Here is a 15,501-nt window from a genome sequence, read left to right as displayed (position 1 = left end):
CTCAGAGTGCCGAGGCGTCTTCCGGGGTCACGGCCTCGTTGAGCGCGAGATCGAAGACCTTGTGGAACACCGGCACGTCCTGAGCGCCGGAGACCGCGTATTTCCGGTCGATGATGAAGCACGGCACGCCGTTGATCCCCATCGAGCGGGCCATCGAGTCTTCCTGGCGCACCAGTTCCAGATCGGTATCGTCGTCGAGTTGCTGGCGCACCCTGTCGGCGTCCATGCCGCACTCGCTGGCGATGCGCACGAGCACGTCACGGTCGCCGACATCCTCGCCATCCTCGAAATAGGCCCGGAAGAGCTTCTGCATGACCTCGTTCTGGACGTTGTCGGCCAGGGACCAGCGCACCAGACGGTGCGAGTCGAGTGTGGAAGGCGTGCGCTTGATCCGGTCGAACCGGAAATCGATCCCGATGTCCGCGCCGGCGGTGCGGATATTCTCGTAGATGCGGCTGGCACGTTCGGCGCCACCGAACTTGGCGGAGAGATAGGCGGAACGGCTCATGCCGCCGCGCGGCATCTCCGGATTCAGCTGGAATGGCCGCCAGCCGATCTGGACGTCGAAATCGTTCCGGGTCGCCAGCGCAGCTTCCAGCTTGCGCTTCCCGATGTAGCACCAGGGGCAGATTGTGTCTGAAACGATGTCGATGTTCATGGCATCAGTCTAGTCTTCGCCCTAGAGGTTACAACCTCGAGATGGATAGCAAACGGGGAGATGACAATGACCGATGCGCGGCGGCTGGATGGAAAAGTGGCGCTTGTGACAGGGGCGAGTTCGGGGCTGGGCGCACACTTCGCGCGGGTCCTGGCCGCGTCGGGCGCAGCCGTCGGTATTGCCGCCCGGCGGGTCGAGCGGCTTGAGGCGCTGGTCGACGAAATCACCTCCAACGGAGGGCGGGCGTTCGCGACATCGCTCGATGTGACCGAGACGGGTCAGATCGACGCGGCGGTCGAGGCGGTCGAACAGGCGCTGGGGCCGGTCGACATCCTGGTGAACAATTCCGGCGTCACGGCCCCGAACGCGATCCACCGGATCAGCGAGGACGACTACGACTTCGTGCTCGATACCAATCTGAAGGGCGCGTTCTTCATGGCGCAGGCGGTCGGCAAGCGCCTGATCGAGCGCAAGGCGTCGGGCCGCATCATCAACATTTCCTCGACGCTGGCGCACCGCGTGATCGGGCAACTGTCGATCTATTGCATGTCGAAGGCGGCGCTGGACCAGATGACCACGGCGATGGCGCTGGAATGGGCCAGGTACGACATCAACGTCAACGCGATCTGCCCGGGCTATATCGAGACGGAGATGAACACCGACTACTGGAAGACCGAAGGCGGTCAGGCCTTCCTTCAGCGCTTCCCGCGGCCGCGTGTCGGCGAGCCGAAGGATCTGGATGGCGCGCTCTTGTTGCTGGCGGGCGAGGAGGGCCGTTTCATGAACGGCTCGATCATCAGGGTGGATGACGGCTTCGCCGTCGGCTTCAAGTAGGACGGTTCAGGCCGTCCGGGCCTCGCAGATACGGTCCGGACCGCCGCCATTCTCGAAGGCGGCGATGGTCGCCAGCAGGGTGTGGCGCACGATCGGCTTGGTCAGATAGGCGTCCATGCCGGCGGCGCAGGTCTGGCCCCGCATTCCCGGCACGTCATGGGCTGTCCACGCAACCACCGGCGTCTTGCTCTTCGCGCCTTCCAGCGCGCGGATGGCGCGTGTCGCGGCCAGACCGTCCATTTCCGGCATGGCGATGTCCATAAGGACCACATCGAATTCCTGACCGGTGACGAGTTCAAGCGCCTCGACGCCGCCTTCGGCTTCGGTCACGTCGTGCCCTGCATTTTCCAGCAACACCTTGGCGATGTTCCTGTTGGCCTTGCTGTCATCGACAACCAAGATCCGCATTACGTCCACCTTCTCCGCAAGGCTGGATAGATTCTCAGATTGCCTCGCTGATGGCGAAAAAACGCTACCAATTCCGCCGATTTTCCACTCGCGAGAGGAGAGAGCAAGCAGGATGCCAAAAATCGCCGCTTTCGCTGTCCTAACCCGGGACACCCATCATGTCGCAGAGCGCATTAACGATTTATCAACATGTTGATAAAGTTTCCGAAAAAATTACGAAATATTGAAGCGGTCGCTCAGTTGCAGGGTGTGGATTGGACGCTGGCCCGATACCCGCGACGGTTGAGAAATGCCAGCAGGTTTTCCGCGCCAAGAGCGCTGTTGAGCTTGGACAACTGTTCTGTATCGACCTGGATATAGGTGTTGATGCCGACCACGCGTCCGCACATGTCGACGAGCGGGCCGCCGCTGTAGCCCGACAACACGTCGGCCGTATGCACGATCGACTGGGTCGAGCCGATCTCCTTGATCGAACGGATCTCTCCGCTGTTCTGATGCATGTCGGGCGCTGAGCGCCTGTCACCCAGTATCAGCCGGATGAAGCCCTCATCGGATCCCAGGGCGAGGCCGGGATAGCCCGCGGCGGTCACCCGCATGAGCTTCGAATGCTGCGCCGACAGGCTGAGCGTGCCCGGCGCGACGGCTCGTTCGGTCTTCAGCACCGCGAAATCATCCCCACCGGCCTGACTTGCCTGCGATGCGGCGATGACCCGGGCGCGGACGACGTCGCCGAGCGCATCGCTGGTCAGCAGGGCCGCATCCAGATCGCTGCCCTCGACGACATGGCGGTTGGTGACCACCAGGTCCGGCGCGATGAAGAATCCGGTGCCGTTGGCGACCGGCTGACGGTTCCTGGTGGTCAGCACGAACACGACGGCCTTCTCCAGCAGCGCCGAGAGCTGGGCGGCGTTCCGGCGTTGGGCCGGGCCGGTTGCCGGCGCCGCCGGAGCGGCGGGCAGGGCCGCTGCGGCCGGCGAGGGTTCCGCGGCGCGCCCCGGCTGCCGTTCCGGCTCCATGGGCGGGACATCTGTAACCGCAGCGCCAAGCCTCGCCAGAAGTGTCCGCGCCCGTGCCTTCAGATCTTCGAGGCGGGCCGCGTCGGCCGGTGCGGTGCCCGGCGGGCATTCATAGGCGGCGACGAAGCGGAGTGTCTCCATCGTCTCGTCGCTGACCGCATCGGCCTCGGCATCGAGCCGGGCGACTTCGGCCAGCATCGCCTCGGTCGGCGCACCGGTTTCGGACGACGGAACGTCCCGGACGACGGTTTCCGGCTCGCGTGTCAGCAAGAGGGCGACAGCGATCCCGAGTGCGATCGCGGCCAGCATGGAGACGATCCACCAGGCGGTGAATGCCGGAATGCGGCGGGCAGGTTGATGCAGTGTTGTGTCGCTCATGACTGGTCAGCTTGGGTTCATTCTGCGTTTCTACCACCTTGCAAGCGACGCGGGACACGGTTTGGTTGAAGCCTGAAGTTAGGTTCGCCAAATCTTCACTGCAACAGACCGGCTCCACCGCGCGCGACATAGACAGAAGGCAGCATGATCAGGACGCCTGTAGACAACCTGAACCGCCTTGGCGCCGCCGGCCGCACCGTCGTGCAGTCCCGCGATCAGCTTGCCGCGATCCTGCGCAACAGGATCGGGCCGGAAGCGGCCCGTCTTCTGGCCGTTCCAGAAGAGGCAGAGGGCGATCAGGTCGTCTGGACCGATACGGAAGGCCGCGACCTGCGGCCGGTGGCCGCGCTGCCCGAAGCTGAACAGATCGAGCTCCGCGAGAAATTCGAGGCGCTCCGCGAGAAGGTGGAAAGTCTTGCGGAGCGGATTTCGGGCGAAGGCGATGCCGGGCGGATCGCCGGTCACATGCTTCGCCTGGCCATCATCACACCCGACGGTTTTCATGCCCTGCACGCCGCCGATGGCGCGCCGGTTCTGGTCAACTGGGGCATGGCGATCGAAGGGCAGGCGGTGCCGGAACTCGATCGTCGAACCGAACCGCCGGCTGTGCCGCCTGCTGCAGCTGCCGTGGGCGGTATGGCGCCCGCCGCCACAGCGGCTTCTATCGCCGCCGGGGAGATGGCCCCGGCCGGTGATCCGGAGCGTCCGCGGGGAAGCGGGCTGGGCGTCATCGCCTGGTTTCTGCCGATCCTGCTGCTTCTCGGCCTGGGTTATGCGGTCTGGTTGCTGATGCAGCCGCTGGAACCCGTGGTCGTCGAACGCGAGTTGCCGCCGAAGCCGGTAGAGGATCCGGTGCCCGCGGCGCGCGACCGCCTGGCGGAACTGCGCGAGCAACTCGCCGAAGCCGACAGTCTGCGGGACGGGCTGGGCGGCATCTGCGAACTGCCTCCACGAGAGCCGGTTGCGCCGGAGCCCCAACCCGAGCCGAGGCCCGAAGTCGCCGTCGTTGAACCGCCGCCGCCGGAGCCGCCTGCGCCAGAACCGCCTGCACCGGAACCTCCGGCGGCCGAACCGGAGCCCACGCCGCCACCGCAGGTGACCCCGCGCCGCGATCCGGTCCAGTTGCCGGCCGAGGTGCCGCCGGCCAGCGAACTGCCCCCGCGCGTGGCGCAGTTGCCGTCCACCGTGCAGCCGGAGCCGACGCTCTGCGAGCCGGGCTGGACGCCGACGCAGCGGCCCGAAGTGATGGTCGTGATCGACGGATCGGGATCCATGCAGGAGAGTTTCCCCGGGTCGTCCTCGCGCATCGGCGCGGCGAAGGACTCGGTCGGCCAGGTGGTCCAGAACCTTCACAAGGACATCAAGACGGGCCTGGTCTCCTTCACCGATTGCGGTGCGACCTCGACGCCGAAGAAATACGACTACGCCGAACGCCCGGAATTGCTGTCGCGGGTCCGCGGCGTCGAGCCGACGCGGGGCACTTCTCTGGCGAATTCGATCCGCCGGGCGGGCAATGCGGCCAAATCGGTCGGTCCCTCGACAGTCGTGGTGGTGAGCGACGGCGAGGATACCTGCGGCGGCGACCCCTGCGCCGCGGCCCGCGAGTTGAAGGCGCGGAAGCCGCTGCTGAAGATCAACGTCATCGATCTGAGCGGCGGGCGGTCTTCCGTTCTGCAATGCGTGGCGAATGCAACTGGCGGCCGGGTGTTTACCCCCCGTAACGCCGGCGAGATGAATGTCGAGATGCAGCAGGCGACCGGCCAGCCGGACGCCAGCCGCTGCAACCCGTGAAGGGAGAATGCTGATGGACCGGACCGGACCGGTACTGGCCGAGGAAGAGCTTGACCGCTACCAGCCGCTGGGCGCGTTCGGTCAGCCCGTCTACCAGAGCCACATGCAGCTCAAGGCGGCGCTCGGCCAGCGGCTTGGCGACCGCTACGCCGATTTCTTCGCCATTCCGCGCATCGATTCCCAGGGCAAGCGCGTCAGCTGGATTTCGCCGGTGGAAGGCGAGCCGCGGCGCTGGTCCGACATGCCGGAAGAGGAGCAGGCCTCCCGTGCGCTCGATCTGCAGGTGATGAAATCGGAGTTCGATACCTATCTGGGCGAGCTCCGCGCCTATGAGCAGCAGGGCAAGGACCCGCGCGGCGCACGCGCCTTTGTCGCCGTAATGGAACAGGCGCTGCGTACGCCCAATGACGGTCATCTGCATTTCGTTGGCGATCAGCCTGTATCGACCTTCTGGGGCTTCCGCGAGGAGGAGAACCCGCCTTTCGAGACCCTGACCGCGGCGCCGCGCGTCGCGGCTGCGCCGGCAGCGGCGGCGGCCTCGACCGTTGCGGCGTCGCGCGGATTTTCCTGGTGGTGGCTGCTCATCCCGCTGCTTCTTCTGCTGGCGTTCCTGCTCTGGTGGTTCTGGCCGGAAGACCTGCCGGTGGTGGAGGGTGAAAGCGGCGCGGCGATCGAGGAGCCGGTCGGCGTGACCGAGCCTGAACCGGAACGTCCCCTGGTGGAGGATCCCGACAATCCGGCGGTGATCGAGCGGGACGGCGTGATCATTGACCGCGACGGCGTGGTCGTGCCTGACGGTGCTGTGACTGAATCGCCCGATGGCGCGGTGATCGATGAAACGCCAGTGACGCCGGAAGACGGCGCGTTGACGCCTGACGGAGCGACCGATGGCGATGCGCCGGCCGAACCCGAAGCGCCGGCCGAAGGTGAAACGCCGCCCGAGGATCAGCAGGCTACCGATCCGGAAGCGCCGCAGGGCGAGGAGCCGAACGTGCCGGAACCGCCGTCCCCCGATGAGCAGACGCCGCCCGAGGACCAGCAGAACCCGCAGGATCCGGATAGCCAGCAGGGCCAGGATCAGCCCCAGCCGGACGCCCAGGACCCGGGCGCGCCGCCAGCCATTCCCGATGGTGCGCAGGATGGCGCTGCGGGCTTCATGCAGGGCAACTGGCAGAGCGATGCCGGTCTGGTCGACAGCCAGACCCGCCAGAAGCTGACCCAGGAGTACAATTTCGACGAGAACGGTCAGGGTGAGGCCGTCATCCGCCGATCCGACGGCGTTACCTGCCGGGCGCCGGCGGAGGCGACGGTGCAGGGGGGCAATCTGCAGGTGGAGGAGAAGTCCAATCTGCAGTGTTCCGACGGCAGTTCGTTCAAACGCTCGCGGACGGTCTGCACGAACACGCCGTCGGGCAAGGCCGAGTGCATCGGAACCGATGCCGACGGCAACCGTTTCAAGGTCGACCTCAACCGAGGTGGGCAGCCTTGATGCAATCTGCCACTCTCCGGCATCATCGGCTCACCACTGACGCCCAGAAGAAAGAAGGCGACTGACGCCCATGCCATTGCCCTCGATCATCAAGCGGCCGCCGGTCCTCTCGCTCGTGCCGGCTTCCGGCGTTCAGGTCATCGACCTGGGGTTTGCGGGCGGCCGCGCATCGGGCATCGACCTGAGCTGGGCCTTCTACGACCGCGCCGGCGAGAGCGGGCCGCCGATCCGGGTGGAGCGCGAGGACGACAACGCCTCGGTCAGCTATGAGGTCGATCTGAGAAAGCTGCTGGAAACCTTCGGCAATGTCTGGATGCCGCTGCCGATGCTGCGCGAGGAGCAGGGCGGGGACTTCTATCACGGACCCACCAACTGGGCGCGGGTCTATCTGAGCAAGCTGGATGAGCCGGACGAGAACGGCTTCGACCACCGGGTGCTGATCGCCTTCGATACGGCCTTGCTGCCGCAGCGGGAGGGCGAGGCCTATCTGGCGCCGTCCGACAATGACGCCCAGCGCGGCGCGGTCTTCTCGCTCTGCCATTCGGAGCAAGCGCTCAACTGGTTCGTGCAGGAGCAGTGGGTCGCCGACTGGTGCCGCGAAGCCGTCCGCGACATGGTCACTGCCGAGGAAGCGAAGCGCCGCCGCAATGCCGGGCCCGCGACCGACGAACAGGTCGCCGAACGTCTCGAAGGTCCGAAGGAAGCCATCGCCCGCTACAAGGCTCTGGTCTATCTGCTGACCGATCTCGATCTGACGCCCAAGGTCCGCATGATCGACCGCGTCACTGATCCGCGTCCGACGCCCATCGACGTCGATCTGGTCCTCGATGTCGGCAACTCGCGGACCTGCGGCATGCTGATCGAGACACATCCGGACGAGACCGGCACCGACATCACCCAGGCGGTGAAGCTGCAACTGCGCGACCTGTCGCGGCCGGTTCAGGTCTACACCGATCCCTTCGAGAGCCGCATCGAGTTCAACCGCGCCGCCTTCGGCAAGGACGATATCTCGCTCACCAGTGGCCGGCCGACCGCCTTCGCCTGGCCGACGGTGGCCCGGATCGGCCCGGAGGCGCAGCGCCTCGCGGGACAGCGCCGCGGCAGCGAAGGCGCGACCGGCATGTCGTCGCCCAAGCGCTATCTCTGGGACGAGGACCCGCGGCAGGATGGCTGGCGCTTCAACACGCCCGCCCGCCACGGCCAACATGCGCCGTCGGCCACAGGCGTCTACTTCACCACGCTGGTGAACGACGCCGGCGAGCCGCTGCACAAGGTGCCGGACCATGTGCCCGAGCATGACGAGCGGCGGTTTCCGTCGTTCCGGGCGGTCTATGCGCGCAGCAACCTGATGAGCTTTGCGCTGACCGAGATCTTCCTGCAGACGCTGGTGATGATGAATTCGGCCGCACATCGGCTGCGCCGGCGTAACGCCGACCTGCCGCGGCGGCTGAGGCGGGTGATCATGACCATGCCGACGGCGTTGCCGCTGGCCGAACGTCAGATCCTCCGGCGCCAGGCCGAGTCCGCCCGCGATCTGGTCTATCTCTGTCTCAATCAGGCAAAGGTGACGAAGGATCCGGAGACCGGCGCGCCGGTGCTGCAGCCTGCGCCCGGCGTCGAACTGCCGGAAATTCGCATCGACTGGGACGAGGCCAGCGCCACCCAGGCGGTCTTTCTCTACAGCCAGATCGCCCAGGCCTATTCCGGGGACGCCCGCGGCTTCTTCCGCCGCAGCCGGTTGCCGGTCAACCGCAGCGACGAGGGGCTTGGCGACGATTTCCGGCTCGCCACACTGGACATGGGCGGCGGCACCACGGACCTGGTCGTCACCTCTTTCCGGGTGGAGGGGCGTGGCGCCAACGTGACCCTGTTCCCCAAGCAGATATTCCGGGAAGGCATGAGCCTCGCCGGCGACGACATCGCCTACCAGATCATCCGCGAGCATGTGCTGCCGCCGGTGATCGAGGCGCTGGAGGCGAGCAAGCTCGGCGACCGTGCCGAATTCCTCGCGCAGCAGCTGTTCGGCGGGGACCGCGGCGACATGGATATCGAGGAACAGCTGCTTCGGCAGCAATTTGCCGTGCATGTGGCGCTGCCGGTGGCGCTGACCCTGATCGGCGAATACGAGACCTGGGACCGGACCGGCGACTCCATTGAACCGCTCAAGATCGGCGACATCCTCGCCAACCGCGGTGGCGGGCTGGGCATCATCGAACAGATCAACGAAAGCGCACGGCGTCAGGGCGCCGAAGGATTCGATCTGGCCGAGGTGGTCATCCCGGTGGATCCTCGCGCGATGGACCTGACTGTGCGGGGCGTCGCGACCGAGATGCTGCAGGCCTTCGCCGAGATCGTCTACCGCGCCCGTGCCGACCTGCTGATCTTGTCGGGTCGCCCGTCGCGCATGCCGGCGGTGGCCGACATTCTGGCGGAGAGCATGGCCGTGCCGCCGCACCGTGTGGTGCCGTTGCACAGCTTCCGCGCGGGTTCCTGGTATCCGTTCCGCGACTACGCGGCGACCATCTCCGATCCGAAGACGACCGCAGCGGTGGGCGCCATGCTTTGCCTGCTGGGCGAGGGGCGGCTGAAGAATTTCAACTTCCGCTCGGACCATCTGACGACGAAATCCACGGCGCGCTATTTCGGCAAACTTGACCGCGACAACCGGCTGCGCGACGAAGACGTCTACTACCGGGATCTCGATCTCGAGAACGAGGACTACGAACTGCCCGAGGAGCCGTTCGAGTTCCGCGGTCCGATGACCCTCGGCTTCCGGCAATTCGGCGCCGACTGGTGGCCCGGCAGCCGGCTTTACAATTTGGACTATGCCTCGCCCGATATCGCTCAGCGCCTCAATCCCCGGACGCCGCTCAGCGTGACGCTGCGCCGGAACACAAGGGGCGAGAACAAGGAGATCGTCGATGCGTTCGTCATCGACAGGATCGAGGATGTCGAGGGCCGAGCCGTGGGCTCCAACCAGTTGCGGCTCCGGCTTCAGACCATCGAGAATCAGGACGGCTACTGGCTCGACACCGGTATTCTTCTGAACAGCTAGCGGAGCAGACGGGTGAGCGAGACAAGCGTCAGCGAAGCGATCGGACGGCTGGAAACGGGCGGCGCAGGCGCGCGGCTCTGGATCGACAAGGTACGCGGCAGCTCGGCCAGCGTCGCCAACGAAGCCGACAGTCTGATCGAGACGACAAGGCGGGCACGCCTTGCGGCCCGCCGTATCGGCGGTGCGATGGAACGCCGGAACTGCGTCGGCGTCTTCGGACCCAGCCAGGCCGGCAAGTCCTATCTGGTCTCGGCGCTGGCCCGACGGAAGGACAAGCCGCTGGAAATTGACTTCGCCGGCGACGTGCGGGACTTCCTTCGGGAGATCAACCCGGCCGGCGACCGGGAATCGACCGGTCTGGTATCGCGGTTCACCCGCCACCGCGGCGAGGCCGATCCGGAGTATCCGGTGGAACTCCGGCTGCTGAGCGAGACCGATATCGTCAAGATCATCGCCAACAGCTTCCTGTCCGATTTCGACCCCAACAACATGTCGCTGGAACTGCCCGACGAGGACGCGATCCGGGAGACCGTGCGGGACCTGGAATCGGTCGCGCGCGGCGGCGCTGCGGCGGCGAAGCATCTCGACGAGATCGAGCTGTTCGACCTGGGCGAGTATTTCCGCCAGCATTTCCGCAGCCGCGTCGGCGCGCTGGACCGCGCAGGGTACTGGGAAGCCGTGATCCGGATTGGCGGTAAGCTGCCGCTGCAACAGCGCGCGCGGCTGTTTGCGCTGCTCTGGGGAAACCTCCAGCCTTTCACCGATCTATTCATCTCACTCGCCAAGGCGCTGGAAAGCATCGGACATCCGCCGGAGGCGCGGGCGGCGCTTTCCGGTCTGACGCCGCGCGAAGTCGGCACGCCGGCCCGCCCGAACACCATCATCGACGTCGCCGTCCTTTCCCGTCTGAACTCGGCCGAGGACGCCCAGGACACGGTCCCGATCAAACCGGTTTTCGAGGACGGCGCGGCGGCGCCCACCGCTCTGCCGCGCGCCACGCTGACCGCGCTGATCGCCGAGGTGAAGCTGGTCATGGTCGATGCGCCCTGGCCCTTCTTCGAGCACACCGATCTGCTGGATTTTCCCGGGGCGCGGTCGCGCCTGAAGCTGACCGATCTGCCGCCCGAGGCGCAGGACCGCGACAAGCAGCTTCGCGAACTCTTCCTGCGGGGCAAGATCGCCTACCTGTTCCAACGCTACACCAGCGAACTGGAACTGACGGCGATGCTGCTCTGCATGCCGCCCTCGGTGCAGGAGGTGAAGGATCTGGCCGGCATGGTGCGGTCCTGGATCGACAGCACGCACGGGGCGACGCCCAGCCTGAGACGCCGGGTGAAGAACGCGCTTTTCCTCGTCCTCACCAAGTTCGATCTCGAGTTTCTGGAGAAGGGCGGCGACGACCCGGCCTCGCGCAAGAGCAAGTGGGACCGGCGACTGCATGCGTCGTTTCTGGAGCTCTACGGCAAGGATGGTTGGCCGGACAACTGGGACGGCGGGCCTTTCGACAACACGGTCTTCCTGCGTAATCCAGGTATGAAGCAAGTCCATCTGATGGACTATTCGGATGTGGACAGGCTGATCGAACAGGGGCCTGCCGCGGCCTCCTCGAAGGTGATTGGCGAATACACCGATGCCTTTCACGGTTCGGCGCTGGTCGAGAAACACTTCGCCGACCGCAATGCGGTCTGGGATGCCGCAATGCAGCCCAATGACGGGGGCGTCGAGTATCTGGTTGAGCGGCTCGAAGCCGTTCTCGATCCGGGCCTGAAGCGCCGTCAGGGTACCGAGCGGCTGCTTGACGCCGTGCGGCGGCTGGATGAGGCGCTGCGGCGGTTTCACCATGGCGACGGCGATGCCGCACGGCGCGAGCGCGACGAGCGTCTTCAGGAAGTTCGCCGCATGCTGCTCGGCGCCGTCCGGGGACAGGATTACCGCAACTTCGCCCACCTGCTGGACGGCTTCATGCTGCCGGAGAGCGACGCCCGGGGGATCTTCTTCAACGTGGCCGCGATGCGGGAGGAGGACCTTGCCGCCGAACAGGCGGATGCAGCCGAGAAGCCGGACGAACCGGATCCATGGGCCGATGACGATCCCTGGGCGGACGACGCGCCGTCACAGGGTGCTGAGGCGAAAACGCGAACTGAAAAGAGCCGGCGCGAACGGCCCGAGATCTTTGCCGACAGGGTGATCAATGCCTGGACCGCGCGTCTGCGCCGTCTGCAGCAGGACGAGGAGATGCTGCGGCTGCTGGGCGTTCCGTCCGAGATCGTCGGCGAGATCGTCAACGATCTGATCATCGGCGCCGACCGTCATGGTCTGCCCAATTCGATCGCCGCGTCCGTTCGGCAGGAGACGCTGACTGCCGGCGCACGCTGGGAGGAAGCGGCGGAGCGCGCCGTCCGGATCGCCGCCTACGAGATCAACGACTATGTCGGCTATCTCGGCTTCGGCGACGACCCGGCCGACGCGCGTCCGAAATTCCCGGAACCGCCGCGCGATCCCGCGCGTTCCATCTTCAGCCCGCCGCCGACCGAACTCGGCATCGAGATCGGTGCGTCGCGGGCGATGCTGGAGCGGGAGTTCTTCGTGGACTGGGGCGTCGCGCTGCGCCGTATGGGCGTCGACAATGTCAGCCATGATTCCGGCCGGGAGATCTCGGACGAGGACAACCGGGAACTGGGCCGCATCATCGAGCTGATCGACGTCCAGGCGGTGCTCGAAGCCGAAGCCGGGGCGGACTGACGCCATGCCGGTTGCCGTCGAACAGGATCAGAACCACCCGGCTGGCGTCGCCCGGCTCCGGCTGGCCAATGCCGGCGGTCTCGATCCGGCAACGCTGGAGGTGAAGGTCACGGCCAGCCAGAACGGCGCCGACCGCCATCTCGATCCCTCGCGCAGTGGCGCGGCAGCCTGGGCGCCCGCCGAACGCTGGTTCCACGGCGCCTCTGCAGAAGCGCAGGGGCCGAGCCTGGCGGTCGAACTCGGGCCGGCGGCAACCTGGCACCTGAAGCCGTACCAGCCCTATGCTGTCGCCTTCCGCGATGCCTCCGGCAAGGCTGTCGAGGACCGGATGATCTGGATCGACATGCGGCTGCCCTCGAATCCGCCGCCACCGGCACCGGAGTCCGGCCCGGCTTCAGCCGGTTATCCGGAACAACCGAGGCCTGATCCGGAATCCGAGGCTGCGCCCAAAGAGGATCCGCTGGCCGCGTTTGCCGCAATGGAAGAGGCGGCGGAACCAGAGCCGGAACTGACGGCCGAGGAGCCGGTCGCGGCGCCTGAACCGGAGGAGAAGAAGGCCGGCGCCGTCTGGTGGCTGATCGCCGCGCTGCTGCTGGTCGCGATCATCGGCGGCGGCATCTGGTTCTATCTGCTCTACGAGAGCTCCGGCGAGCCGCAGGAGGCGGAAGCGCCGGCCATTGAAAAGCCCGCAGCCGAACAGCCGGCGACGGAACCGCCCGCAACGACCGCCTCGGTTCCGCTGACGATTGAGGGCGCACGCGCCTATATCAGCCAGCAGAAACCGGAAGCGGCCGACGCGCTGGCCGAGGCGGAGCGCTTTGCCGAGGCCGACCAGCATCAGGCAGCCTTCCTGTTGAACAAGTATGCCGCTCAGCAGGGCGACGGAAAGGCTCAGTTCAGAATGGCTCGCTACTACGATCCCGAGAGTCACGATCCTACGCTCGGCGTCATTTCCGAACCGGACCCGACGATTGCCGCGGACTGGTATCAACAGGCGGCGGAAGGAGGCGAGACGCCCGCCATGTTGCGACTGGGCGAGCTGCTGAAAGAGGGCGAGGTGAGCTGGCCCGACGCGCCCGAGCGCGCCGTGTTCTGGCTGCGCAAGGCGGCCGAGGCCGGGAGCGAAAAGGCTAAGGAGTTGCTGCAATGATTTGGCGCATCGCGCTGATATTGCTGGTATGTGTGGCGGGAACGCCACTCGCGCTGCAGGCGCAGGAGCGGAAGCCGTTGCTGATGGAGGGCAAGACCACCCTCTACCAGAAGGTGCTGACCCGGCCCGGCGCGTCGCTGGCCGAAGGACCCGGCGCGCCGGGTACGGAACCGATGGATCCCTTCACGGTTCTCTACGTCTATCAGCGCTTTCCGGTCGATGGTGGCGGGCCGACCTATCTCGAGGTCGGAACGGATGCCAAGGGCGCAGTGTCCGGGTTTCTGAAGGAGACGGAGACAGTGCCGTGGGATCACGCCCTGGTGCTCGCCTTCACCGAACGCGGCAATCGCGACCGCGTGCTGTTCCTGGAAGACGAGGCGGCGCTGGACGGCTGGCTGAAGGACCCGAACCTCGCGGTCCGGGCCGAGGATGCCCGGCAACGCGCCGATGCGCGGAACCTGCCGGAAGACAGTCCGGTGCTGTCGATTGAGCCGGAGACCTTCATCGACTTCGCCAGCCAGTTCTACATGCTGCCGATCCTGGAAGCGAAGCCGAAGCGCCTGCCGGACCGCCGTCGCGCCATGGGTGTCCGCATCGCCAGCGTGACCCGGGACGAGGAAGAGCAGAAACTGCAACTCGTCAGCACGCGCGAGAATATCGAGGCGCTTGGCGATTTCCGGGCCGGCGTCGTCTTCGTGATCGACGCCTCCAGTTCCATGCAGCCTTATATCAGCCGCACGCGCGAGGTGATGCGTGACGTGCTGGAGAAGGTCGCGGACGCCGATCTCTCCGACAAGGTGCGTTTCGGTGTCGTCGGATACCGCGACGATCCGGCAGCGGTCCAGGGCGTCGGCTATCTGACCCGTACCTTTGCCGACCCGAACCAGATCCAGACGGCGACCGATTTCAAGACCGCGGTGGAGCCGCTCAGCGCGTCCAGGGTCTCGACGCGCGCGTTCGCTGAAGACGCCTTCGCCGCCATCGACCATGCGATGGGGCGGATCGACTGGAACGGCTTCGACGCCCGCTACCTGATCCTGATCACCGATGCCAGCGCCCGCGATGCGTCCTCGCACTTCGCTTCGCTGAAGCTCAACGCCGCCGACATGCGCAACGACGTGAAGGGCCGCAGCGCCTCGCTGCCGACCGCGATCTACGCGCTGCACCTGCAGACGCCGGTCGGCAAGGACGATCACGCCAAGGCGGAGGCTCAGTACATTGAACTGACGCGGCTGGATTCGGGCCGGTCGCTCTACTACCCGGTGCCGTCAGGCGACCCGGAAGCCTTCCAGGGCAAGGTCGGCGCGCTGGCCGACGCTCTGGTCGAGCAGGTGCGTACGACGCGGGACGCCAAGAATGCGGCCGATCTCGCCAATGCGCCCGAGCCGCCGAAGGACGAAGCGGACGACGACATCCGCGACGCCGCTGCCGAGGTGGGACGAGCGATGGCACTGGCCTATCTCGGGCGGGTATCAGGCGCCAAGGCCCCACCCATGTTCGAGGCCTGGGCCTCCGACCGTGACTTCGCCAACCCGGCGGTGCCAGCCTTTTCCGTGCGGCTGCTGCTGTCGAAGAACCAGCTGAGCGACCTGCAGCGGACCATGAACGAGACCGTCCGCGCCCTGGATGCCGGCCAGATCGATCCCGGCGACTTCTTCAACCAGCTTCGAAGCGCCGCGACGGCCATGGGCCGCGATCCGAACCGGGTCGGGCAGGGCGAGGCGAGGAACCTCGCCGAGACCGGTCTGATGGGCGAGTATCTGGACGGCCTACCGTATCAGAGCCGCATCATGTCGCTGACCGAGGACGACTGGGCCCGGATGAGCGTCGGCGAGCAGCAGTCCATCATCGACGACGTGAACTCGAAGATCCGTCTCTATCAGCGGTTCCACGACGATTCCGACCGCTGGATTGCGCTGAACGAAGGCGATGACGCCGGCGACTGGGTCTATCCGGTGCCGCTGGACGCGCTGCCCTGAG

Annotated in this window: 10 protein-coding genes; 7 read left to right on the top strand and 3 right to left on the bottom strand. The window is 66.3% G+C overall.

From position 1 onward, the window contains the following. Position 1: 1 nt before the first annotated feature. The gene (locus tag ACMVY4_RS15875; RefSeq protein ID WP_416896976.1) at positions 2–658 is read right to left on the bottom strand and encodes a DsbA family oxidoreductase; all 657 of its coding nucleotides are present in this window, start codon (positions 656–658) and stop codon (positions 2–4) included. 66 nt (positions 659–724) lie between these two features. Between ACMVY4_RS15875 and ACMVY4_RS15870 the strand changes: the two genes are divergently transcribed. Beyond that, on the top strand, positions 725–1,492 hold the full coding sequence (locus ACMVY4_RS15870; RefSeq protein WP_416896975.1) for an SDR family NAD(P)-dependent oxidoreductase: 768 nt from the start codon (positions 725–727) through the stop codon (positions 1,490–1,492). 6 nt (positions 1,493–1,498) lie between these two features. Here ACMVY4_RS15870 and ACMVY4_RS15865 read toward each other — a convergent pair whose 3' ends face one another. Both ACMVY4_RS15865 and ACMVY4_RS15860 read right to left on the bottom strand, forming a co-directional pair. Next, on the bottom strand, positions 1,499–1,900 hold the full coding sequence (locus ACMVY4_RS15865) for a response regulator (protein ID WP_416896974.1): 402 nt from the start codon (positions 1,898–1,900) through the stop codon (positions 1,499–1,501). 236 nt (positions 1,901–2,136) lie between these two features. Next, positions 2,137–3,294: a S1 family peptidase gene (locus ACMVY4_RS15860; protein WP_416896973.1), complete on the bottom strand. Its 1,158-nt coding sequence runs from the start codon at positions 3,292–3,294 to the stop codon at positions 2,137–2,139. 144 nt (positions 3,295–3,438) lie between these two features. Between ACMVY4_RS15860 and ACMVY4_RS15855 the strand changes: the two genes are divergently transcribed. From ACMVY4_RS15855 to ACMVY4_RS15830, 6 genes are all read left to right on the top strand, one after another. Beyond that, entirely contained in the window at positions 3,439–5,085 is a 1,647-nt protein-coding gene (locus ACMVY4_RS15855; RefSeq protein WP_416896972.1) for a VWA domain-containing protein, read from the top strand. 13 nt (positions 5,086–5,098) lie between these two features. Further along, on the top strand, positions 5,099–6,574 hold the full coding sequence (locus ACMVY4_RS15850; RefSeq protein WP_416896971.1) for an SrfA family protein: 1,476 nt from the start codon (positions 5,099–5,101) through the stop codon (positions 6,572–6,574). 70 nt (positions 6,575–6,644) lie between these two features. After that, complete coding sequence (locus tag ACMVY4_RS15845; protein ID WP_416896970.1) at positions 6,645–9,629, top strand: virulence factor SrfB; 2,985 nt, start codon at positions 6,645–6,647, stop codon at positions 9,627–9,629. 12 nt (positions 9,630–9,641) lie between these two features. Beyond that, the gene (locus tag ACMVY4_RS15840) at positions 9,642–12,371 is read left to right on the top strand and encodes a virulence factor SrfC family protein (protein ID WP_416896969.1); all 2,730 of its coding nucleotides are present in this window, start codon (positions 9,642–9,644) and stop codon (positions 12,369–12,371) included. A gap of 4 nt (positions 12,372–12,375) precedes the next feature. Continuing rightward, entirely contained in the window at positions 12,376–13,521 is a 1,146-nt protein-coding gene (locus tag ACMVY4_RS15835) for a hypothetical protein (RefSeq protein ID WP_416896968.1), read from the top strand. Then, the gene (locus tag ACMVY4_RS15830; protein WP_416896967.1) at positions 13,518–15,500 is read left to right on the top strand and encodes a VWA domain-containing protein; all 1,983 of its coding nucleotides are present in this window, start codon (positions 13,518–13,520) and stop codon (positions 15,498–15,500) included. Before ACMVY4_RS15835 ends, ACMVY4_RS15830 begins: the two co-directional genes overlap by 4 nt. The last annotated feature ends 1 nt before the right edge of the window (position 15,501 follow it).

The sequence above is a fragment of the Minwuia sp. genome (assembly GCF_048007105.1).
Lineage (GTDB): Bacteria > Pseudomonadota > Alphaproteobacteria > Minwuiales > Minwuiaceae > Minwuia.
The sequence above is the reverse complement of the archived record's forward strand: the minus strand, read 5'-3'. Positions and strand labels throughout refer to the sequence as shown.

Excerpts from the sequence above, each read along its gene's own strand:
- ACMVY4_RS15860 (WP_416896973.1), bottom strand. The coding sequence starts at position 3,294 with ATGAGCGACACAACACTGCATCAACCTGCCCGCCGCATTCCGGCATTC.
- ACMVY4_RS15855 (WP_416896972.1), top strand. The coding sequence starts at position 3,439 with ATGATCAGGACGCCTGTAGACAACCTGAACCGCCTTGGCGCCGCCGGC.
- ACMVY4_RS15875 (WP_416896976.1), bottom strand. The coding sequence starts at position 658 with ATGAACATCGACATCGTTTCAGACACAATCTGCCCCTGGTGCTACATC.
- ACMVY4_RS15850 (WP_416896971.1), top strand. The coding sequence starts at position 5,099 with ATGGACCGGACCGGACCGGTACTGGCCGAGGAAGAGCTTGACCGCTAC.
- ACMVY4_RS15830 (WP_416896967.1), top strand. The coding sequence starts at position 13,518 with ATGATTTGGCGCATCGCGCTGATATTGCTGGTATGTGTGGCGGGAACG.
- ACMVY4_RS15870 (WP_416896975.1), top strand. The coding sequence starts at position 725 with ATGACCGATGCGCGGCGGCTGGATGGAAAAGTGGCGCTTGTGACAGGG.
- ACMVY4_RS15845 (WP_416896970.1), top strand. The coding sequence starts at position 6,645 with ATGCCATTGCCCTCGATCATCAAGCGGCCGCCGGTCCTCTCGCTCGTG.
- ACMVY4_RS15865 (WP_416896974.1), bottom strand. The coding sequence starts at position 1,900 with ATGCGGATCTTGGTTGTCGATGACAGCAAGGCCAACAGGAACATCGCC.
- ACMVY4_RS15835 (WP_416896968.1), top strand. The coding sequence starts at position 12,376 with ATGCCGGTTGCCGTCGAACAGGATCAGAACCACCCGGCTGGCGTCGCC.